At 62.5% G+C, this 20,010-nt stretch carries 14 protein-coding genes and 1 pseudogene; 7 read left to right on the forward strand and 8 right to left on the reverse strand.

Features of this window, described 5'->3' with window-relative positions; translation table 11 throughout:
- Positions 1-119: 119 nt before the first annotated feature.
- Complete coding sequence (fecA, locus tag JYG34_RS21725) at positions 120-2,429, forward strand: TonB-dependent Fe(3+) dicitrate receptor FecA (RefSeq protein WP_213658277.1); 2,310 nt, start codon at positions 120-122, stop codon at positions 2,427-2,429.
- 278 nt (positions 2,430-2,707) lie between these two features.
- On the opposite strand, the gene JYG34_RS21730 is transcribed toward fecA, so the two are convergent.
- Positions 2,708-3,955: an IS256 family transposase gene (locus JYG34_RS21730; RefSeq protein WP_213657248.1), complete on the reverse strand. Its 1,248-nt coding sequence runs from the start codon at positions 3,953-3,955 to the stop codon at positions 2,708-2,710.
- A gap of 625 nt (positions 3,956-4,580) precedes the next feature.
- Here JYG34_RS21730 and JYG34_RS21735 point away from each other — a divergent pair.
- Positions 4,581-4,850: a DUF3077 domain-containing protein gene (locus JYG34_RS21735; RefSeq protein WP_213658278.1), complete on the forward strand. Its 270-nt coding sequence runs from the start codon at positions 4,581-4,583 to the stop codon at positions 4,848-4,850.
- Positions 4,851-4,982: 132 nt separating this feature from the next.
- Positions 4,983-5,285: pseudogene (locus JYG34_RS21740) on the forward strand (IS4 family transposase); the annotation flags it as partial.
- A gap of 508 nt (positions 5,286-5,793) precedes the next feature.
- On the opposite strand, the gene JYG34_RS21745 reads toward JYG34_RS21740, so the two are convergent.
- The 4 genes from JYG34_RS21745 to JYG34_RS21760 all read right to left on the reverse strand — a co-directional run bounded on the left by JYG34_RS21745 (position 5,794) and on the right by JYG34_RS21760 (position 14,357).
- Positions 5,794-6,084 (reverse strand): hypothetical protein, encoded by a 291-nt coding sequence (locus tag JYG34_RS21745; RefSeq protein ID WP_213658279.1) that lies wholly within the window; start codon positions 6,082-6,084, stop codon positions 5,794-5,796.
- Between the two features lie 8 nt (positions 6,085-6,092).
- Positions 6,093-10,781 (reverse strand): RHS repeat-associated core domain-containing protein, encoded by a 4,689-nt coding sequence (locus JYG34_RS21750; protein WP_213658280.1) that lies wholly within the window; start codon positions 10,779-10,781, stop codon positions 6,093-6,095.
- On the reverse strand, positions 10,778-13,753 hold the full coding sequence (locus JYG34_RS21755) for a type VI secretion system tip protein VgrG (protein ID WP_213658281.1): 2,976 nt from the start codon (positions 13,751-13,753) through the stop codon (positions 10,778-10,780). Before JYG34_RS21755 ends, JYG34_RS21750 begins: the two co-directional genes overlap by 4 nt.
- Positions 13,754-13,838: 85 nt before the next feature.
- Positions 13,839-14,357: an Hcp family type VI secretion system effector gene (locus JYG34_RS21760; protein ID WP_011536257.1), complete on the reverse strand. Its 519-nt coding sequence runs from the start codon at positions 14,355-14,357 to the stop codon at positions 13,839-13,841.
- 493 nt (positions 14,358-14,850) lie between these two features.
- On the opposite strand from JYG34_RS21760, the gene JYG34_RS21765 reads away from it, so the two are divergent.
- Entirely contained in the window at positions 14,851-15,198 is a 348-nt protein-coding gene (locus JYG34_RS21765; RefSeq protein WP_011535642.1) for an HPF/RaiA family ribosome-associated protein, read from the forward strand.
- Positions 15,199-15,328: 130 nt separating this feature from the next.
- Complete coding sequence (locus JYG34_RS21770; protein WP_213658282.1) at positions 15,329-15,616, forward strand: DUF3509 domain-containing protein; 288 nt, start codon at positions 15,329-15,331, stop codon at positions 15,614-15,616.
- A 3-nt stretch (positions 15,617-15,619) separates the two neighbouring features.
- On the opposite strand, the gene JYG34_RS21775 is transcribed toward JYG34_RS21770, so the two are convergent.
- A complete protein-coding gene (locus JYG34_RS21775; RefSeq protein WP_011535644.1) occupies positions 15,620-16,090 on the reverse strand; it encodes a phosphate-starvation-inducible protein PsiE in 471 nt (156 codons plus the stop codon).
- A gap of 243 nt (positions 16,091-16,333) precedes the next feature.
- Here JYG34_RS21775 and JYG34_RS21780 point away from each other — a divergent pair, with 243 nt between their 5' ends.
- A complete protein-coding gene (locus JYG34_RS21780) occupies positions 16,334-16,597 on the forward strand; it encodes a YebG family protein (RefSeq protein WP_213658283.1) in 264 nt (87 codons plus the stop codon).
- A 53-nt stretch (positions 16,598-16,650) separates the two neighbouring features.
- Here the strand turns inward: JYG34_RS21780 and JYG34_RS21785 are convergent, their stop codons facing one another.
- Entirely contained in the window at positions 16,651-17,670 is a 1,020-nt protein-coding gene (locus tag JYG34_RS21785) for a Leu/Phe/Val dehydrogenase (RefSeq protein ID WP_213658284.1), read from the reverse strand.
- A 123-nt stretch (positions 17,671-17,793) separates the two neighbouring features.
- Here JYG34_RS21785 and JYG34_RS21790 point away from each other — a divergent pair, with 123 nt between their 5' ends.
- Positions 17,794-18,600, forward strand: coding sequence for a SirB1 family protein (locus tag JYG34_RS21790; protein ID WP_213658285.1), 807 nt, complete (start codon positions 17,794-17,796; stop codon positions 18,598-18,600).
- On the opposite strand, the gene JYG34_RS21795 is transcribed toward JYG34_RS21790, so the two are convergent.
- Complete coding sequence (locus JYG34_RS21795) at positions 18,589-19,941, reverse strand: MFS transporter (RefSeq protein ID WP_213658286.1); 1,353 nt, start codon at positions 19,939-19,941, stop codon at positions 18,589-18,591. The two genes, JYG34_RS21790 and JYG34_RS21795, sit on opposite strands and share 12 nt — an antisense overlap.
- Positions 19,942-20,010 lie beyond the last annotated feature (69 nt).

Genomic DNA, 20,010 nt, shown 5'->3' on the forward strand with positions numbered 1-20,010 from the left:
TGGGAGCGGGCCTGAGCCCTCCAGCCAAAAACCTGAAACTTTTCTGACCCAACCTGAGCCATTTCCTGACCCTCGCGTGACAGAGAAGGCAGACCCCCTCGTCACAGGACCTCCGCCCCATGCCCCTGCGCCCCAGCCCGCTCGCCTTCGCCCTTATCCTCGCCGCGCCGTTCTCCCTGGCCGGTGAACCCCGCGCCTACCACATCGCCCCCGGCACCCTGGAACAGGCCCTGAACCAGTTCGGCCGCGAAAGCGGCGCGCTGATCTCGTTCAGCCCGGCCATCACCCAGGGCCTGAACAGCCCGGGCCTGGAGGGGCAATACGAGGTCGGCCAGGGCCTCGACGCGCTGCTGCGCGGCAGCGGCCTGCAAGCCCGCCGGGAGACCGACAACGCCTACAGCCTGCAACCGCAGCCCACTGGCGGCAACGGCACGGCCGTCGAGCTGGGCGCCTCGACCGTGGTCGGCGACTGGCTGGCCGAGGCCCGCCAGGACAACGTCTTCGAACACCCCGGCGCCCGCGACGTGGTCCGCCGTGAAGACTTCGAGCGCAGCGGCGCCAGCAGCGCCCGCGAAGTGCTCAACCGCATCCCCGGGGTCAACGCCCCCGAGAACAACGGCACCGGCAGCCATGACCTGGCGCTGAACTTCGGCATCCGCGGCCTCAACCCGCGCCTGGCCTCGCGCTCCACCGTGCTGATGGACGGCATCCCGGTGCCCTTCGCCCCCTACGGCCAGCCGCAGCTGTCGCTGGCCCCCATCAGCCTGGGCAACATGGACGCGGTGGACGTGGTGCGCGGCGGCGGCGCGGTGCGCTACGGCCCGCAGAACGTCGGCGGCATCGTCAACTTCGTCACCCGCGCCATCCCCGAAGAGGCCACCTTCAAGGCGGCGATGCAGAACCAGGTCAGCCCCTCGTCCAGCCAGGATGGCCTGAAGAACAGCGCCAACCTGCTGGTCGGCGGCACCAACGCCAACGGCCTGGGCGGCGCCCTGCTCTACTCCGGCACCCGGGGCAGCGACTGGCGCGAACACAGCGACACGCAGATCGACGACCTGATGCTCAAGGGCAAGCTGCAGCTCGACGACGCCAACAGCCTGCATGCCATGGCCCAGTACTACGAGGGCGAAGCCGAAATGCCTGGTGGCCTGAGCACTGCCGCCTTCGACGCCGACCCGTACCAGTCGACCCGCCTGAAAGACAAGTTCTGGGGCCGCCGCACGCTGTTCAACTTCGGCTACGACTACAAGCAGGACGACCGCCAGTTCAGCGTCAACAGTTTCTTCACCAAGACCCTGCGCAGCGGCTACCTCGACCAGGGCAGCTTCGTCTCGCTGTCGCCGCGCGAGTACTGGGTGCGCGGCATCGAGACCCGCTTCTCGCAGGGCCTGGCCCTGGGCGACAGCTGGCACGAGCTGGGCATCGGCTACCGCTACGTCAACGAAGCCGGCCACGAGCTGCGCTTCCGCGAGCCGGTCAACGGCGCCCTGCCCACCACCGCCAGCCGCAACGACCGCGACACCCGCGGCAGCACCGAAGCCCACGCCATCTACCTGGACGACCGCATCGACATCGGCCGCTGGACCATCACCCCCGGCGTGCGCTACGAGATGATCGACTCCGAGCAGAGCAACAAGCTCAATGGCCAGCGCTACCAGGGCAGCTACAACACCGCGCTGCCGGCGTTGAACGTGATGTACCACCTGACCGACAGCTGGAACCTCTACGCCAACACCGAAGGCTCGTTTGGCAGCGTGCAGTACAGCCAGATGCCCAACCGCGTCAGCAGCGGCGAAGTGAAGCCGGAGAAGGCGCGCACCTGGGAGGTCGGCACCCGCTACGACAATGGCGACCTGCAGGCCGAGATCGGCGCCTTCCTGATCAACTTCGACAACCAGTACGAAAGCAACCAGACCAACGACTCGGTGATCGCCCGCGGCGAAACCCGCCACCAGGGCATCGAGACCAGCGTGCGCTACGCCCTCGACGGCCTGAGCCCGGCGTTGGCAGGTTTCGACGTGCATGCCGGCTATGCCTTCGTCGACGCCACCATCCGTGAGGATGGGCCGAACAAGGGCAACCAGGTGCCGTTCTCGTCGCGCCACAAAGGCACGCTGGGCGTGGGTTACACCGAAGGCCCGTGGCAGTTGAACTTGGACAGCAGCTTCCAGAGCAGCCAGTACGCCGACAACGCCAACACCGCCGCCGAGAGCGCTGATGGCAGCACCGGCCGCATTCCGGGCTACATGCTGGTGAGCACCCGTGCCGGGTACGACTTTGGGCCGCAATTGTCGAACTTGAAGGTGGCGGTGGGGGTGAAGAACCTGTTCAACCGCGAGTACTACACCCGTTCGTTTGATGACAACAACAAGGGCAAGTACGTGGGGGAACCACGGACGTTGTATGTGCAGACGTCGGTTGAGTTCTGAGGGGGATGTGGGATCAGCGGTTGATGATTTCAGCCGCTGGCCTGGTGATGACGAGCAGGTGCCCGCCTGAAGATTTGTAGTGGTGCGCAAATCGAGCGCCGCCCGCGCGGCGCATCGCGGATGAATCCGCTCCTACATCGGTTGCAACGTGGCCATGACCGATAGGCCATGGTTGTTCGCCTTGTGGGCACGACGCGGTTTTTCGGCTGGCGCTGCGGGACTGTCAGATTTTTTGTGTGCGGGCCGGTAACGGCCTGCCGTCAGGCAGGCCCTGATTCTCACCAGGTCGGCCTGATGAACCGATCTCCGTACAGAATCGCAAATTGATTCATCGCGCTTTTCCAATCATGGGCCGGTTTTCCCCAATTGGCTGTTATGTTGCGCAATCCCAGCCAAATCAGTTTGGTCGCTGCGTCATCATTCGGGAAATGCCCGCGAGTCTTGATGACCTTGCGTAGCTGGGCGTTGATGCTCTCGATGGCGTTGGTGGTGTAAATCACCTTTCTGATGGCCGGTGGGAAGACGAAAAATGGAATCACTCGATCCCAGGCGCGTCTCCAGGCAGCCACCACCGTTGGATATTTCTCGCCCCACGGCCCGTTCTCAAACTCATCGAGTGCTTGCTCAGCCGCTTCAGCATTAATGGCTTGGTAAATCGGCTTCAGCTCCTTGGCCAGAGCCCGCCGCTTGTCCCAGGCCGCGAAGTCGAGGCTGTTGCGGATCAGGTGCACGATGCACGTTTGCAACGTCGTCTCTGGAAACACGGCACTGAGAGCCTCTGGCATACCTTTGAGGCCATCGGTCACGGCAATCAGCACATCTTCGACACCGCGCGTCTTGAGATCGTTAAAGACCTTCATCCAAAACTTCGCGCCCTCGGTGTTCTCGATCCAGATGCCCAGGATATCCCGCGTCCCGTCGGGGAGGACGCCCAGGGCCAGGTAAATGGCCTTGTTGCGCACCAGGCCCTCTTCGCGGATCTTCACCCGCAGTGCATCGAAGAAAATGACCGGGTACATCGGCTCCAGTGGCCGCTGTTGCCACGCGCCAATCTCGTCCATGACCTCGTCTGTCACAGAGCTGATGAAGTCGGGTGAGACCTCTGTTCCATACTGCTCGGACAAAAAGGCTCGGATCTCTCTGACCGTCATTCCACGGGCGTACATGGCGATGATCTTGTCATCGAAACCGGTGTACCGCCGCTCGTGCTTGGGGATCAGAATGGGCGAAAAACTGCCGTCTCGATCGCGAGGAATTTCCAGCCGCAGTGGGCCATCCCCCGTTAAAACCGTCTTGCCACTCTTGCCGTTACGCTGGTTGGTTTCATCCTCTGGGCGCTGCGCGCCCGGCGGATAGCCCAGGTGGTGGCCAAGCTCGGCATGCAGAGCGCGTTCGATCAGGGCCTTCTTGAACGCCGCAGAGGCATCCTCGATAGCTTCTGCGGTCATCAGGCCCTCACCGAACTGCTCCAGCAGCTCTTTGGGGATTTTGGGCAGGTCACGCAAGGGTTTCTTTTTGGTTGGCATACATGCACCTCTTACTCATGTTATGCCCGAACACAAAATTTCTGACACCCTCGGCGCTGCCGCCGCCCCGCTCGGCTCACGCCATGCGCCAAGGCAGGCAACCATGGCCTTGCAGGTGCGGCACGTTGCAACAAATGTAGGAGCGGATTCATCCGCGATGCGCCGCGCGGGCGGCGCTCGATCTGATAGGCGCTGAAGATTCTGTGGCTGGCCCTCTCGCCCACAACGCCGATCAAAAATGCCCCCCAAGAACCACCAGAAAATCAGACTAAGCCGATTTCTTGTAGTCCATTTCCCAAACATACTCCCGCCCCCCTCCGAGCCATTGCGGTGTTCCCAGTTGGCCTCTAGTCTCGGCCGGTCGCTGCGAAATCAGTGACCGGCTTTGACAGGCCGACCTAGGTTCATTCCCATGGCTCGCCCTTATGGCGGCTGTGCGTGGGGCACTTCGTGTGCGCCGGGTTTGGTGCAGATGCTCAAGGCACCACAGACGCTGCACTAGCCCGCGCCCGGCCCTGTTCGCCGGCAAGCCGGCTCTTACCGGGGGCTGCGTTTCACCTGTAGGAGCCAGCCTTGCTGGCGAAAGGGCCCGCCCAGGCCCCGAAAAATCCAGGGAGACCAAACAATGACAACAGACGAAACCACCCCCAACACCACCGCAGGCAAAACCAAGTTCTACCAAGGCGAAGGCCAGACCATCCCACTGTTCTGCATCGAACCCGGCATCCCCTGCCAGCACACCCGCGAACAGGCCTCGGAACTGATGGGCTGCGTGCGCGACCTGACCATCACCGGGATCATGGAAGAAAAGCCGCAACTGCTCTGGGCCTCGTATTACCTGAGCGCACTGGCCAAGGCGCTGATGGATGACGCCGAGCTGGGAATGACTCACTGAGTGTCGCGGTGCCTGTGGGTGAATCACACCGGCTCCCAGGCAATCGCGTCAAACGCCATTGGCTTGCTGGTACACCTCGCCTAGCCAAGTTGCAGCGAGCAGAAAGGGGACGGATTTGAATGGCACTTACTTAACATGCTTCGAATGCTCATGTCACAATCGGCGTTAATGGCCGACTGCTTGCCCCGCGAACTGAGTTTCAAGCACAGCCTCCAGCTATGGCTGGCGCTACGACAGCGCAGCTACGGCGAGGGGGAGGATCGGTTGGCAGATTTGCTGATGCTGATTGCTCAAAGGCGTGTAGGCAACCGGCCTGGTCGTGTCGAGCCTCGGGCGATAAAGCGAAGGCCTCAGGCCTACCCCTTGCTGACCAAACCACGTCGATCAGCAAGGGCAGATATCAGGAAACATGGGCATCCGAAGCATGTTAAGTAAGTGCCATTCAAATCCGTCCCCTTTTACTGATTGAAGGCGAAGCTAGTGCACATTCTTTCAATTGCGACCTGTCAAAGCCGCGCCGTCGATGAGCGACGACTCAGCGAGACTAGGGGACAGGGATTGCCGCCGCAATGAAAAGAAGGCGCGCGCATTATCTTTGGGAAATTGACTACAAAAAATCGGAAAAACCAGATAACTCAGAGAAATAAATGGTTCTTGCAAACCAGCTTCGGGCATAAGCCCTTTATAGCAATCTTACAAAGCTCTTGCCAGCCATCCAAAACATGATCCACATAACCTTAAAATACAACTACAGACCCATGCCTTATAACGACCGAGCCGGACAGCTTATACCAAATCAGGTAAAAATTCTCAATGGCAGTCTCTTTTTACCTACATGACACCCTTGGCCTCTATTAATAGACCCTTTAATATCATGGACCCCTCCTAGAGAAGCCCATGCATCAAAAAAAACTACGGACAAGCAACCACTTTGCGCACCCAGTCAACACCCCAAAAAATCTGACACCTTGACCGATAACTCTTCAACACAAAAATCTATAGCATCAGACAGACTGTCAAAATCCCTGCGCAAATAAGTTATATATAAATCAGTGGCATCCTCATATTTATCCAAGTAATGATCAAAACCTACACTAAAGCCAAAATCAGAAACCCTCAGGAAAAGCTCTTTCTTTATAAGCTCTCCCCCCTCCATATACTCTGCATTAATCCATATGCACCCCTTACTTCTAAGGCGAGCATTTATCTCTCTCAAAGTACTTGTCTCAACCATGCACCCTCCTATTTCCGCGGACAGCTAGTGCGGCGCTCTACGAATATATCAGCTCTCTTCCCCTCAGGTGTAATGACGTTCACGTGGGGGATAGTTTTATGTGGATGACCGTCCGGCAGAGATTCGTGCCCATAGAGAACACCGGTGGCAGGGTTAATTTTAAAGTCCATATGGTAAGACGCCAGACCTGATCCATTTTGACGATTCGATTTGAACGACGCCTTGTCTCTTGCAGTTTTACTTGGATCCTTATCACCCGCCCCAGCAGACTTTTGAGCGCCAGGGAAGGCTCCGAACAGAACTGCTGATGCATCCTTGAACGAGCATACCGTAACACTGCGACCCGCTCTCAGTTCAACAACTGCTTTAGCAATTGACTGGGGAGACAGCCCTAACGGGTCGGTCCATTGTGTTGGATTGAATGCATAAGCATAGACGTTTAAACCTCCAATAAAGCTGATGGGATCTTTACCAATGAAACGACCATTAGCAGCGTCATAGTAACGATACCGGTTGTAGTGCAACCCCGTCTCGTGATCGTGATACTGCCCCTGGAAGCGCAGCGGGCTGCCTAGTCCGTGCTGCCTGGCCCAGTCCGAGCGCTCTTCTTTGACTTCACCCCAGGCCTTGTACTGCCCGGCCCAAGCGACATTGCCTTGCTCATCGGTCAGCTCCATCGGCGTGCCAAGGTGGTCGCAGTGGTACCAGGCAATCGCGTCGAATGCCTGTGGTTTCACCTCGGTGTGCCACAACGGATCCTGATCGAAGTCGTATTCGCGCTGGCTCCAGTCCGGTTGCTTGTGCAGGCGGATCGGGCTGTTGCGCAGGGCTTGGGCGACCGGCACGAAACTGTTTGGCTCGTACAGGTAATGCACGGTGCGCCCGGTGTCGCCCTCGTCGCGTGGCGGTGAGCTTTCCCAGGCCAAGGTGTCGCCATCCCAGCCGAACAGGGTGAAGCCACAGCCAAGTTCGCGTTGCCGCTTGGCCCGTTGCAACTGGTTCCAGCCGGTGCCCGCTTCCGGGCGATCCCAGAAATGCGCCACCGAATGCTTGTGCAGACGACGACCCAAGGCGTCATAGCTGTAGTCGACCTTGAGCTGGTCATCGTTGTAAGAGGTCAGCCGATCAAACAGGTCCCAGGTGAAATGGGCGTGGGAGCCGTTGTGCAGGCGGTGAATCAGGTTGCCGCGTTCATCATATTTGTAGTGGGTGCCGGCATACTCGCGCAGCAGGTTATCCATCAGCTTGTTGCGGCGTGGATCGGCTTCCAGCGGGCGGTTCAGCTCCTGGGTCTTCTGGTCCAGCAGGTTGCCCGCCGGGTCGAAAGCGAAGGTTTCCACACCCAGGCGGCTGGTGGCCTGCAGCAGGCGACCGACTGGATCGTACTGGTACTCCAACGGGCCACGACGGCTGTCCTGGATATTGGTGAGCTGACTCGCGGCATCGTAGCGATACTGACGCTTGAGCAGCGTGGACTGGCCATCATGGCTGCCCAGCAGCTGTTCCTGCAAACGCCCGACCGGATCCCACGCCTGGGTTTGCATCAGTTTATTGCCCTGGTGCCGCACCACCTCGCGGTGCAGGTCATCGCGCTCGTAGGCCAGCATCTCGTGCTGATCGAGGGTCATGCCGAGCAGGTGGCCGCTGCCGTAGGTCAGCCAGCTGACTTTGTGACCGTCCGGACGAATCGTTGCAGTACGTTGGTTGAGCGCGTCGTACTCGTGCTGCCACACCGCAACCATCGGCGTGCCGGTGGCCAGGTAGTGCTGGTGCTCGCGGGTCAGGTTGCCCGCTTCGTCACGGAACCATTGCAGCTTGCTGGCGGCGTTGGTGGCCTGGATCAGCTTGCCGTTGCCGTCGTAGGCAAAGGTTTCGGTCTGGCTCTGATCGCCCAGGCGGGCGGTACGCTCGGCCAACCGGCCCATCCGGTCAAGGCGCAATTCGATACGGCGTTGGCCGACCTGAGTGCTCGCCAATCGACCGGTGTGCGGGTCGTACTGATAGCGGGTGACCAGGCCATCGAAACCGGTTTCTTGCAGCAGCCGGCCGACCGGGTCGTAGAGGAAGTTGGCCTTGCTCTCGTTTTCGTTTTCCAACCCGATCAAGCGGCCGAGCTTGTCCCAGCGGTAGCGCAGGGTATGTTCTGCCGCATCGACGCGCTCGGCCAGCAGGCCAACCGCGTTGTAGGTCCAGGTGGTGCAGCGGTCGAGCGCATCGACATGCGCCAACAGGCGGCCTTCGGCGTCGCGCTCGAAGTGTTCTGCGGTCTTGTCGGGGTGGATGACCTTGGCCAGTTGGCCAGCCTTGTATTCATAGGCGGTCTTGTTCCCCGCCGCATCGGCGAACTCGCTCAGTTGGCCGAAGGCGTTGTACGTCCACTGGCTGGTCTTGCCGGAGCAGTCGGTGTACTCAAGCAACTGCCCGGCGTCGTTGTAGGCAAGTTTCTTCTCATTGCCGATAGCATCCTTGATCGCCTTGACCAACCCGGCCGGGGTGTAGGCGAACTCGGTCTTGTTGCCCAGAGGGTCGACGGTCTCGACCAGGTTGCCGCGCTCGTCGTAATCACGCAGCCACAGCCCGCCCTCGGCATCACGGATCTTGATCAACTGGTCGTGGTCGTCATAGGCGTAGTGCACCACGCTGTGGTCGGCACGGATGTGCTTGAGCAGGTTGCTGCGTTCGTCGTAGGCGAAGCGATCCTGGCTGCCGTCGGGGTGGACGTGGCGGATGATGTTCTTGCGATCATCGCGGAACAGCCATTCGGAATTACCGTCCGGATGCTTGATGCGGTAGGTGTAGCCGAGGATGTCGTAATAGTGCTTTGTCTGCTGGCCGTGGGCGTCGGTCACGGTGGTCAGGCGGATGTGCTTGTCCCATTGCAGGCGTGTTTCGAAGCTGCCGTCGTCGGCCCACTCGCGGATGGCTTTGGCATGCGCCCCCGAGCCGTCCCATTCGAGGTTGAAACCGCGCTGGGTGCGGTCGGTGTAACGGGTCACCAGGTGATGCTGGTACTGGTAGTGCCAGGCGGCGCCGTGCTCGTCCTGGGCGATGACCAGGTCGCCCTGGTCGTCGTAGTGATAGGCGCACAGCTGGCGCAGCGGCTTGCCGTCGACCACCTGCCACAGGCCCTGGATATGCCCATGGTCGTCGAGCAGCGTGCCCAATTGCAGGTGCACCTTGGTCGGGTCGTTGTCCTCGTAGGTGTTGATATCGGACAACACCGGTCGGCCGTTGAAATGATGCTCGTAGTGCAGCATCGCGCCAGCGCCGCTGCGCAGGACGATATGAACCAGATAGAACCGATCCCCGACGCGCTCGTAGGTTTCACGCCGCTCCAGCCCTCGGGTGAGGATGATCTGGGTCTCTGTGGTGCGCACCAGGCCACGGTATTCGATCGGGTCATAGTGCGGCTTGCCCTGTTTGGGCATCGGGTACGGGTGGCTACGGCCGTCGACATCGTGGAATACCAGGCCATCGTCCACAACATCGATGCAGGTGGTGAACTCGGTCAGCCAACGGGCGCCCAGGCTGCTGTCGTCGAGTTCTGCCAGCCGTGAGTTGTAGGTCCGCGCCCAAGTGACCGGGAATGGCCCAGGCAGGCTGAAGTCGACGTGCTGCAGCGTCTCACAACCAAGGGCAAAGTTGATGTCGCGTTTGGTGCCGGTACAACTGCCGTTCTTACAGCTGTTGGCCGCATTCTTTGGCGGTGCTTCCTCGCGCTGGGTTTCAAGCTTGCCTTGCGTGGCTTGGTGCTGTGCGGTACTGGTGGAGTTGGGCTTGATGTTGGTGTTCACCAGCTGCGGATTGCGCCTGCGCCACAGTGCCACGCTGCCGGCCAGGATCAGGCGCAGCGCCTCAATCGAGTGCGGGTTGCTGGCAGAACCTAGCTTGAGGATCTCGCTTTTGATCTGAGGTGCCAGCACCCGCAATTTGGCGACTTGCTTGTGGCCGTAGACCTTGGCCTCTTCACTGATCGTCGCGCTGGCGGCCATGTTGGCCATGCCCTTGCCGGCCGCCTTGTAGGCGCTCCAGGCCGCGTCGAAGATGTTGTCGATACTGGCCAGAGGGTCATGCAGAAGCTGGTCGGCCGCCTTGCTCGCTTTCTTGCCTGCCTCGCCGAGGTCTTTGCCGCTATTGAGGTTGGCATCGATCAAGGCATCCAGGCCGTTGCAGATCTCGTTGAGTATTTCTTCGCCCTTGCCACCCGCCGCCGTCAGGGTTTTCTTGAGCTTGCCTTCGGCTTGGCTGACGAAGTCATCCAGGCTACCGACGATGTCGGCGTTCAGGTGCCCGGCAATGATCTCGATCAGCGCGTCACCGAGGATCTGCTTGCCTTCCTGGCGCACCATGAACAGCATCGGCCGCAGGCTCATGCGCGCGGCCGCCATGTTCGGCGGAATAGGTACCACGCCGATCAGGTTGATGCCCAAGCTGACCCAGTCCCACGGGTCGGGCTTTTTACTTTCAGCGAGGGTGACGATATCGCCCAGGGCGTCGACCAGGGCGATGATGTTACCCACCACCGGCAAGGCACCCGCGACGTTCTTGATGCGCTCGAGGGTGACATAGCCATCGCTGACGTCGCGCAGCCAGGCATCGAATACCGCAGCACCACGGCCGACGTCTTCGATGTGGATTTCGTTCAGGGGAACGATGGCGACTTCGCGGCCACCGGGTTGGGAAGTCTGTTCGGTCATGAAATCAGCTCGCCTGGCATCAGGTCAGTCAGGGTGTTCAGGTTCGGTGCCTTGAAGGCGGGGAGTTTGGGTGGCGCCGGCAGCTTCGGCAGGCTGGCCATGCCCCCCTGCACGACGGCACCGGCCTTGCCCGCGACGCCCAGGGTGCTGGAGGCGGCAGGCAGTGCCGAACTGGCGGCGCTCGCCAGTTGCGGCAGGCCGGCGACGCCGCCTTTCAGCGCGCCTTGCACCTGCTGCACACCCTGCAGCGCGCTCTGCCCGGTCTTGAGCAGGCTCATGCCGCTCTTGGCCGCGTCCATGCCACTGCTGGCCAGTTGCTTGATCGTGCCCATCGCCGCGCCACTGCCATCAGGCGTGAGCGTGTCGATCATCGAATCGAGCATCGAGGGCGCGCCCTCTTCAGTCATGGGCAGCTTCAGCCATGGAGCACCTTTGACGAAGCTGCCCAGGCTCCAGGTGTCAGCCGTGTCGAGGCCGAACGCCGCCGTGGCCGGCCCGGGCGCGGCGCCGGACACGGCGTTGAAGCCCTGCCCGTCCAGCGAGCCCTTGAGCACCGTGCCCAGGGCGTCGGTGACTTCGTAGTCGCCGGCCTTGATGCCCTTGGTGTTGGCGTACAGGTTGAACAGCTCCAGCGCGCCTTTGCCGGGCTTCGGTGGCTCGGGGAAGGTGCCGGCCATGCTCGCCGCGCCGATGTGGGCGAACTGCGCCGCATGGGCGGTGTAGTTGGCGCTGGTGACGTGGGTGATGCCGCTGGCGTTGTAGGTGGTGGCACTGCCGCCGCCCTGCACCACCAGTTCGGTCTTGGCCTTGAGGATGATGCGGTCGGCGTTGGCGGTGATGTCCAGCTTGGCCAGCAGGTTGATGCTGTCCTTCAGGGCGCGGATGTCGATGTCGCCGGAGGCCGACACCAGCTTCCAGCCCAGGCTCTGCACGAAGAAGCGCATGCCCTGGCTGGCACTGGCCAGCAGGCGTTTGCCGATCGACATACTGGTGTGGCCGGTACTGCTCAGCGCCAGGTGGCTGCCGCTGGTGAGGTGGTTCGGGCCGGGAGTGGTCAGGGCGATACCGGCCGGGCTCGACACGACCAGGTGCGGCTGGGTGAATTCGGCGAACTCGTTCTTGGTCAGGTCGCCCGGGCCGCTGCCGAGGATGCCCATGTGCTGCTTGTGCAGGTCCTTGGCCACGGCGTCCTGGTCGCCCGGTTCCTGGGCCTGCATCTGCTTGGCCAGCTCCGCCAAGCTGTCCTGCTGCTCGCTGGCGGTGGCCAGGCGTTCGGCGGTTTCCGGCAAGTCCTTGTGGTGCTTGGCTTCGTTGGAGCGGGGTTCAGTGGTGATCAGCAGGCCACCGGCCGCGCGCACCGCGCCGTGGCGGTCGGTGCGCAGCTCGAAGCCTTCGCCGCGAGGCGCGCCGCCACTCGGGCGTGGGTGGGTGAGGTAACCGAGGTTCAGCGCACTGGCGCCGTGGTCACTGCGCAGGGCGATGCTGATTTCGCTGGTGGTGTCGTCGATGCGCAGTTCGTTGCCGCGGCTACCCTTGTATTCCTTGCTCTTGATCGTCGCCAGGGTTTTCAGGTCGGGCAGCTTGTAGTGCGGCATGTTCACGCCGTGGTACAGGCAGCCGGTCACCAGCGGCTGGTCGGGATCACCTTCGAGGAAGCTGACCAGCACTTCCATGCCCACCCGGGGCAGTTGCAGGCCGGCGATGCCCTGCCCGGCCCAGCTGCTGGCCACGCGCATCCACACGCTGGACTTGTCGTCCGAGCGGCCTTCGCGGTCCCAGAAGAACTGCACCTTGATACGGCCGTACTCGTCGCAGTAGATCTCCTCGCCGGCCGGGCCGCTGACCACCGCGCGCTGCTCGCCCAGCACCTTGGGTTTCGGGTGGTTCAGCGGCGGGCGGTACGGTTGCTCCCACGGGGTGACCACGAAGAAGTTGCGGTAGCCCTGCTGGAAGCCGTCGAAGCGTGGGTCGATGTCGCTGGTGATGGCTTCTTCCAGCACCTGCGGCTGGCGGCCCTGGTGCTGGATTTCGGTGAGCAGCCAGAGGTCGTTCCAGCTGGCGTTGGGATGGCTCGCGAGGGTCAGGAAATGCCCGCTGGCCAGCAGTGGCTGGTCACTGTCGCCGCTCGCCTGGCGGTAATCGCTGCGGTGGCGTTCCAGGGCGCGATTGGCCAGGTGCTTACCGCGTGGGCGGTCGAGGAAGCGCCCGGGGTAGTCGTAGTCTTCCAGGGCCGGCTCGTCATGACTGTCGGCCTCGCCTTCGAGCTGGATCAGCGGCTTCTTGAAGTCGTAGTCGCGGCGGGTGACGCTGCTGGTGCGGGTTTCCAGGCGCAGGGCGAAGCGCTTGATCATCGGCGTGTCGGCGACCAGCCCGGAGTCGTGCTGGAACTGCACCGGGGCCAGTTTCGGGAACACCGTCTGGTCATCGCCGAACACCAGCTGGTGGCCGTCGGCGCTGTGGCGGAAGTGGTAGTGGATGCCTTCTTCTTCGCACAGGCGCTGGATGAACTGCAGGTTGGACTCGTCGTACTGCACGCAGTACTCGCGCTGCGGGTACGTCGCGCCCAACTGGAATTGGTAGGCGTTGGCGAGGATGCCGTGTTCCTCGAGCACCTGGGCGATGATCTCCTGCACGGTCTTGTGCTGGAACATACGCTGGTTGATGCGGTGGGCCAGGTAGGCCAGTTGCGGGCGCAGAGTCACCTGGTAGCGGGTCAGGCGCTTGCCGGCCTCGCCTTGCGCGGCGCGGTAGATCAGGCCGTGCAGGCCGCGGCCGTCGTCACCGAGCTGGAGGAACGCGGGCTTGTGCAGCAGGCTCTCCAGGTCCCGCGAGGGGTGCTCGCTGACCAGTTCCAGGTCGATGGCATAAGGTTGGCTGATGGCCTCCTTGCCGTCGAAGGCAAGCACCTGGAAGTCGTGCTCCAGGCCGTCGATGTGCAGGCTGAAATGGGTCTGGTTCGCGGCGGCAAACATCCCTGTCCCTCTGTTGCGAAAATTCGATGGTCAAAACGACCGCAGCCCGCGGCGCGAACGCGGCGGGCTACGGTGGAGTCCAGGCTTAGCCTGCGACTGGCGCGCGCCAGTCGTCGGAACCGGAAGTACCGGACACTTCGTGGGTCCAGGTGATCTTGCGGTAGGTGAAGTGCACGTCTTCCAGGTGGGTGAAGTGGGCGTTGCCCGGGTCCTGGCAGTTGTGCATGTAGTCCTTGATGTCGACGATGATCGCGTCTTCCAGGACGGTGGTGTAGTAGTGCTCCTGAGTGCCCTGGGCCGAGGTGCGGTACCACTTGATCTCGACCTTGGTCATGCGCTCGCCCGAGGTCAGGGCGGCCAGCAGCAGCGGCGAAGCCTTGTCGAAGACCTTGGTGATCTTCACCGGCTTGTGCACGCGCTGGCCGGTCGGCTGGCCGGACTGCGGGTCACGCGGGATGATCACTTCGTGTTCGAAGCCCTGGACCATGACCTGGTCTTCGTGGCCTTCCTGGTAGGTGTTGCCCACCGAGTCGGCGGTGAATGCGCCGGCAGTGATCAGACCTTGTTTTTCGCCGGTGACGGCCATGTAGGCGGGAGTTGCCATGTGTTGCTCTCCTTGCTGGATAAGTGCCTGTTCTGGCAGGAAATTGCCAGTTGGCTAGCAAGAGAGTTATCAAAAGTCGTGCCAGAAAATATTTTCATAGTATTTTCAGTGACTTATAAGAACTAAGCATCCATTTGAATGCCTTCGGAAGAAAAAACCATCCAAAAGTTGCGCAACTTTTTGCGCAGTGGTGGCAAAAAGTTGCGCAGTTGGCTGTAGACCATGGTGCATAAGGCCTACATCAATGTATTCACACACTTATCCACATTTGAGTGCGCAACTTCTTGCGCAGTTGACCCAAGGGTCAGAAATAGAAATTCCCGCCATGATCAAGGTCATGCCACTGTGCTTTTGCAACAGGAAATTTATTTTCAAAAGGGGGTTGAATTCGCTCCGCGGTTGCCTGACCTTAGAGTCAAGAGGCAAAGAAATACCAACGGCCTCAAGGGCCTAGGCACGCCTCCCTGCGAGCAAGCTGAATAAGGATTGAATCATGCAAATCCAGGTCAACAGCAGCAACCATATCGAAGGCAACATCCGGCTCGACGAGTGGGTCCGCAGCACACTGCACGCCTCGCTCGAACGCTTCGAGGACGACCTCACCCGCATCGAGGTGCACCTGCGCGACGAGAACGGCGCAAAGCCCGGACCGCATGACAAACGCTGCCAGATGGAGGCTCGCCCCAAAGGCCACCAACCGATTTCCGTGACCCACACCGCCACCTCGCTGGACCAGGCCGTCGACGGCGCGGCCGGCAAGCTGAACAACGCGCTGGAGCATTTCTACGGCAAGTTGCGCAGCAAGCGCGGCGCCCTGGAGCTGAGTGACCCGGACGCCTGAAACTCAGGTGATGCACACAACCAACGCCCGGCCTTGCGCCGGGCGTTTTCGTCCAGGCCGACCAGCGGGCCTGAACCAACCCCGCCCTGCCCCGGTCAACGCCTGCAGTCATTCAGTGCAGAAGTCGACCATGAACAACCCCTTCGAGCAGATCAGCGCCGCCTTCGCCCCCGAATACCGGGTCAACCTGAGCATCGAGCGCCTGGACGGCAGCATCATGCTGACGCTGTCCGACGACAGCGGCGTGGTCGCCAAGCGCCTGGTCAGCGAGGCCCAGCGCAACGACCCGGTGCGCCTGCAACGGGTCATCGACAGCATCCGCCTGGGCCTGGCCATCGAGCTGGGGCAGAACCCGCTGGAAGTGCTGGCCGCCCTTACCTGCCAACAACGCTTCCCAGCCAGCACGCTGGCCAACTGAGGCTTACTTGCCCTCTTCCACTTCCTTGCCGTTGGCGTCCAGCACCTTGGTCGACGGGTAGCGGTACGAGGCGTAGCGCACCACCAGGATGGCGAACGCCAGCAGCAGGATGCCGCCGCACACGTACAACAGGCCGACATCCGGCGCCTTGTGGTGCGACACGTCGCCGATCAGCAGGCGGGTCAGCGCGGTGATCGCCACGTACAGCAGGAAGCGGATGGGCATGTGGTTGGTCTTGAAGTAGATCCCCACCATCGCCCCCAGCTCCAGGTAGATGAACAGCAGCAGGATGTCATCGACGCTGACCCCGCCCTTGCCGAGCATGTCCATGAAGGTGACCACCGCCGCATAGGCGGTGATCGCGCCGATGCCGAACAGCGCCAGGTAGTGGAAGGCCTCCACGCACAGGTTGCCCAGCGAGTCGGCCGAGCCATGCAGGCCCTTGCGCAGTTTGTCTGCCCATTTGATGTTCACGATGTTCGATTCCCCGATACGGCTGAAGGATGGTGCGCCACCTCTGTGACGCTTGTGCCATGCAGTTAAAGGGCCACGCCCTTGCCTTGGAAGGCGGCCGATTGCCGCAGGGCACCTGTGGGCTACGCTGTTTTTCAGCGCAAAAGGCCATCATCGTGGTTGCGGTCCGGTGGCTTTCGCCTGTACTGTATAAAGATACAGTTATCCGCAACCCCAACCAGCAAAAAGGCACAGAGGTGATGAATGGCCGTCGAAGTGGTGTACCGCAGCAGCCGCGACCCGGAGCGCTTGTTCATGGATAAGGCCGAAGCAGACCGTCACGACAAGATGCTCGAACTGGCCGAACGCCTGGCCGAGGTGCTGCACAAGGCGGTGCCGTCGCTGAGCGAACAGCAGGTCGAGGAAGCCGGGATCTATATGGCCAAGAACCGCGATGTGTTCGCCCGGGCGTTCAAGAGCCAGCCGGATGCGTTGGCGGAGTTGCTCGAGGGTGGCGCTGCGCAGTGATTGCGGCGCAGGCCTCTTCGCGGGCAAGCCCGCGAAGAGGCCGACACTTATCGTCAACCGTACAACAAGCGCTCTGCCAGCATCTGCGCCACCCGCGCCGGCGAGCGCTTCTCCGCCTGGGCATGGGCGAACACATCGGTCAGCCGGGTCGGGATCTTCGCCAAGTGCGCAGTGATGGTACCCAGCTCCTCGCCTCGGTGCTTGAGCACCACGTAGATCAGCCCGCCAGCGTTGATCACATAGTCGGGCGCGTACAGAATCCCTCGGGTTTCCAGCTGATCGGCCACCTGCAAGGTGGTCAGTTGGTTGTTGGCCGAGCCTGCCACCGCCGCGCAACGCAACTGCATCACGCTCTGGCCGGTGAGCACCGGCCCCACCCCGCACGGCGCGAAGATATCGCACGGCGTGCTGATCAACGCATCGTTGACCACCGGATGAGCACCGAACTGCTCCACCGCCAGCCGCACCTTCCCTGGGTCCAGGTCACTGACCAGCAGCTCGGCACCCGCCGCATGCAGCTGTTCGGCCAACGCATAGCCCACATTCCCCAGCCCTTGTACCGCCACCCGCAGCCCTTCCAGGTTGTCGCTGCCCAGGCGGGCCATGGAGGTGGCGCGAATGCCGGCGAACACGCCCATGGCCGCGTGGGGTGACGGGTCGCCCGCGGCTGTGGTGCTGGTCACATGAGGGGTGCTCTGGGCAATGCAGTCCATGTCGAGGGTCGAGGTGCCGCTGTCCACGGCGGTGATGAAACGGCCCTGGAGCGTGTCGACGAAGCGCCCGAAGGCCTCGAACAGCGCAGCGCGGTTTTCCACATGGGGGTTGCGCACGATCACCGCCTTGCCACCGCCCATCGGCAACCCCGCCAGGGCAGCCTTGTAGCTCATGCCCTGAGCCAGGCGGATGGCATCGGTCATGGCGCTTTCGTCATCGGCATAGGGCAGGTAGCGGCAACCGCCGATCGCCGGCCCCAATTGCTCGCTGTGGATCACCACCACGGCCTTGAGGCCCGTGGGCGGGTCGATGAACAGGTGCAGCGACTGGGTGCGGGTACTTTGCATGAGGGCGAACATCAACAGGCTCCCCCGTGAGGTGCTCTCTCCAGTATAGGCAGGCGCAAACCAGCTGCGACGCGGTCGGACCACTGGACGAAAACCGGCGCCAGGGCTACAAGTTAAGCGTAATGGAGAGGTGCCATGAACCCACGCCAAGCCTGCCTGGCCTGCCTGGAACGCGAGCCGGCCGCCCTGCTGGAAGCTGCCCTGTGGATCGCCGCCGAACATGACCGGGCCGTCGAGCCTGAGGTCGGCCTTGCTCGTCTGCAGGAGCTGCAGCGCGAGGTCAGCGCCAGCCTGCCAATGCTGCCGCTCAGCGAATTGGCCCAGCCACTGCTGCGGCAATTGAATGCCTTGGGGTTCCAGCAAGACGAATATCACCCGCTGCGCCCGCAGGTAGCACTCATGGACAAGGTGCTGCAACGCCGCCGTGGCCAGCCGCTGCCCCTGGCCATCCTGGCCCTGGAACTGGCGCGGCGCCTGTCGATACCGCTGGAGGGGGTCAACTTCCCCGGCCATTTCCTGCTGCGCGTACCCGGTGCCGATCACCTGCTCGACCCTTGCGGGGGCCGCCGCCTCTACCCCAACGACTGCCGCGACCTGCTGGCCCGCCAGTTCGGCCCGCAGGTCACGCTGACCGCCGAGCACCTGCGCAGCGCCTCGCCGATGCAGATGCTCCAGCGCCTGTCACGCAACCTGCGCCAGTTGCACAGCAGCAACGACAACGACCTGGCCGCGCTGATCGATGCCGAGCGGGTCATGCAGCTGGGCCCGGTGCAGGTCGGCGACTACCTGGCCCGCGCCACCCTGTACCAGCACCTGGACTGCCCCCAGGCCGAACGCTTCGACCTGGAGCACGCCCTGCTGCTGACCGACGACCCGGTGCAGCGCCTCAAGCTTGGCGAACGGCTCGGCCAACTGCCCAGCGGCAAGCGCTCAATCCATTAGCGCTTCACCCTTGGGCGCCACTTCACGTGAAAGCCGTGGCGCACGCACCTGGCTGACCAGCAGCGCCCCCAGCAACGCCGGGATGGCGCAGAAGAAGAAGATTTGCTCCACCGGCATGTGCAGGGTCAGCAGCAGGCTGCCGATGAGCGGCCCGAGGATCGAGCCGAAACGCCCGACGCCCAGCGCCCAGCCGGTGCCGGTGGCGCGCACCTGGGCCGGATAGAAATTGCTGACGAAGGCATTGAGCGTCAATTGCCCGCCGATGATGCAGAAGCCTGCGGCGAACACGCTGGGCACCAGCCAGCGTGGATCGTCATGGTTCAGGCCAACCAGCACGCTGAACACCGCCGCCCCCAGCAATACGCCGGCCAGCAGGCGGGCCTTGTTCTTCATGCGGTCGGCGCACCAGGCCAGGCACACCGCGCCGAAGGTACCGGCGAACAGGAACAGCGAAGTGACCAGGTTGGCCTGGTTCAGCGCCAGCCCGCTTTCCTGCAACAGCGACGGCAGCCAGCTGATCATGAAATACAGCAGGATCAGGCTGACGAAGAAGGTGCCCCACAGCAGCAAAGTAGGCCGGGCGAAACCGTCGCGGAACAACGCCACCATGGTGAGTTTGCTGTCTGCGGGTTCATCGGTGGCGACCTGTGCCACTGGCACCTGCCAGCCCGGCAGCACGCGGGTGGTAATCCGTTGCAACCGGGCATACGGCGGCGCATCGCGCAGCAGGCGCGGCAGGGACTCGGGCAGGTACAAGGCCAGGAAGGGGAACAACAGCAACGGTGCCACGCCACCGGCGAGGAACACCGCCTGCCAGCCGTGCTGGTCGATGAAGCCCGCCGCGACGAAGCCCCCGGCAGCGCCCCCCAGCGAGAAGCCGCAGGCGGCCAGGGTCACCATCAAGGTGCGCAGGCGCGGTGGCGCGTAGTCGGCCATCAGTGCCATGGCGCTGGGCATGGCGCCGCCCATGCCGATCCCACAGAGGAATCGCGCCAGCATCAGGCTGTCGAGGGAGGTGGCAAACACCATCAGCACGGTCAGGCTGGCGTACAGCAGCACGCAGCACAGCAGCACCCGGCGCACGCCGAAGCGGTCGGCCAGGGGCGTCACCGCCAGCGAACCGACCGTCAGGCCGAACAGGTTGGCGCTGAACACCGGCCCGAAGGCGGCCTTCTCCAGCCCCCAATCCTGGGCCAGCGCCGGAATCACGTAGCCCAGCACCTGGGCGTCATAACCATCGGTGACCAACAGCAGGATCAGCAACAGCAGCAGGCGCCACTGGTAGGGTGACACCGGGCGCGCGTCGAGCGCCGCGCGAAAGCTGGCTATCTGGTTGTGCATCGCAAGGTACCTGTCTTTTGTTGTTATGCCATGGGTCGCGATGGTCATGTAGGAGCCGGCTTTGCCGGC

It is taken from the genome of Pseudomonas entomophila (assembly GCF_018417595.1).
GTDB lineage: Bacteria > Pseudomonadota > Gammaproteobacteria > Pseudomonadales > Pseudomonadaceae > Aquipseudomonas > Aquipseudomonas entomophila_C.

Excerpts from the sequence above, each read along its gene's own strand:
- fecA (WP_213658277.1), top strand. The coding sequence starts at position 120 with ATGCCCCTGCGCCCCAGCCCGCTCGCCTTCGCCCTTATCCTCGCCGCG.
- JYG34_RS21730 (WP_213657248.1), bottom strand. The coding sequence starts at position 3,955 with ATGCCAACCAAAAAGAAACCCTTGCGTGACCTGCCCAAAATCCCCAAA.
- JYG34_RS21735 (WP_213658278.1), top strand. The coding sequence starts at position 4,581 with ATGACAACAGACGAAACCACCCCCAACACCACCGCAGGCAAAACCAAG.
- JYG34_RS21745 (WP_213658279.1), bottom strand. The coding sequence starts at position 6,084 with ATGGTTGAGACAAGTACTTTGAGAGAGATAAATGCTCGCCTTAGAAGT.
- JYG34_RS21750 (WP_213658280.1), bottom strand. The coding sequence starts at position 10,781 with ATGACCGAACAGACTTCCCAACCCGGTGGCCGCGAAGTCGCCATCGTT.
- JYG34_RS21755 (WP_213658281.1), bottom strand. The coding sequence starts at position 13,753 with ATGTTTGCCGCCGCGAACCAGACCCATTTCAGCCTGCACATCGACGGC.
- JYG34_RS21760 (WP_011536257.1), bottom strand. The coding sequence starts at position 14,357 with ATGGCAACTCCCGCCTACATGGCCGTCACCGGCGAAAAACAAGGTCTG.
- JYG34_RS21765 (WP_011535642.1), top strand. The coding sequence starts at position 14,851 with ATGCAAATCCAGGTCAACAGCAGCAACCATATCGAAGGCAACATCCGG.
- JYG34_RS21770 (WP_213658282.1), top strand. The coding sequence starts at position 15,329 with ATGAACAACCCCTTCGAGCAGATCAGCGCCGCCTTCGCCCCCGAATAC.
- JYG34_RS21780 (WP_213658283.1), top strand. The coding sequence starts at position 16,334 with ATGGCCGTCGAAGTGGTGTACCGCAGCAGCCGCGACCCGGAGCGCTTG.
- JYG34_RS21785 (WP_213658284.1), bottom strand. The coding sequence starts at position 17,670 with ATGTTCGCCCTCATGCAAAGTACCCGCACCCAGTCGCTGCACCTGTTC.
- JYG34_RS21790 (WP_213658285.1), top strand. The coding sequence starts at position 17,794 with ATGAACCCACGCCAAGCCTGCCTGGCCTGCCTGGAACGCGAGCCGGCC.
- JYG34_RS21795 (WP_213658286.1), bottom strand. The coding sequence starts at position 19,941 with ATGCACAACCAGATAGCCAGCTTTCGCGCGGCGCTCGACGCGCGCCCG.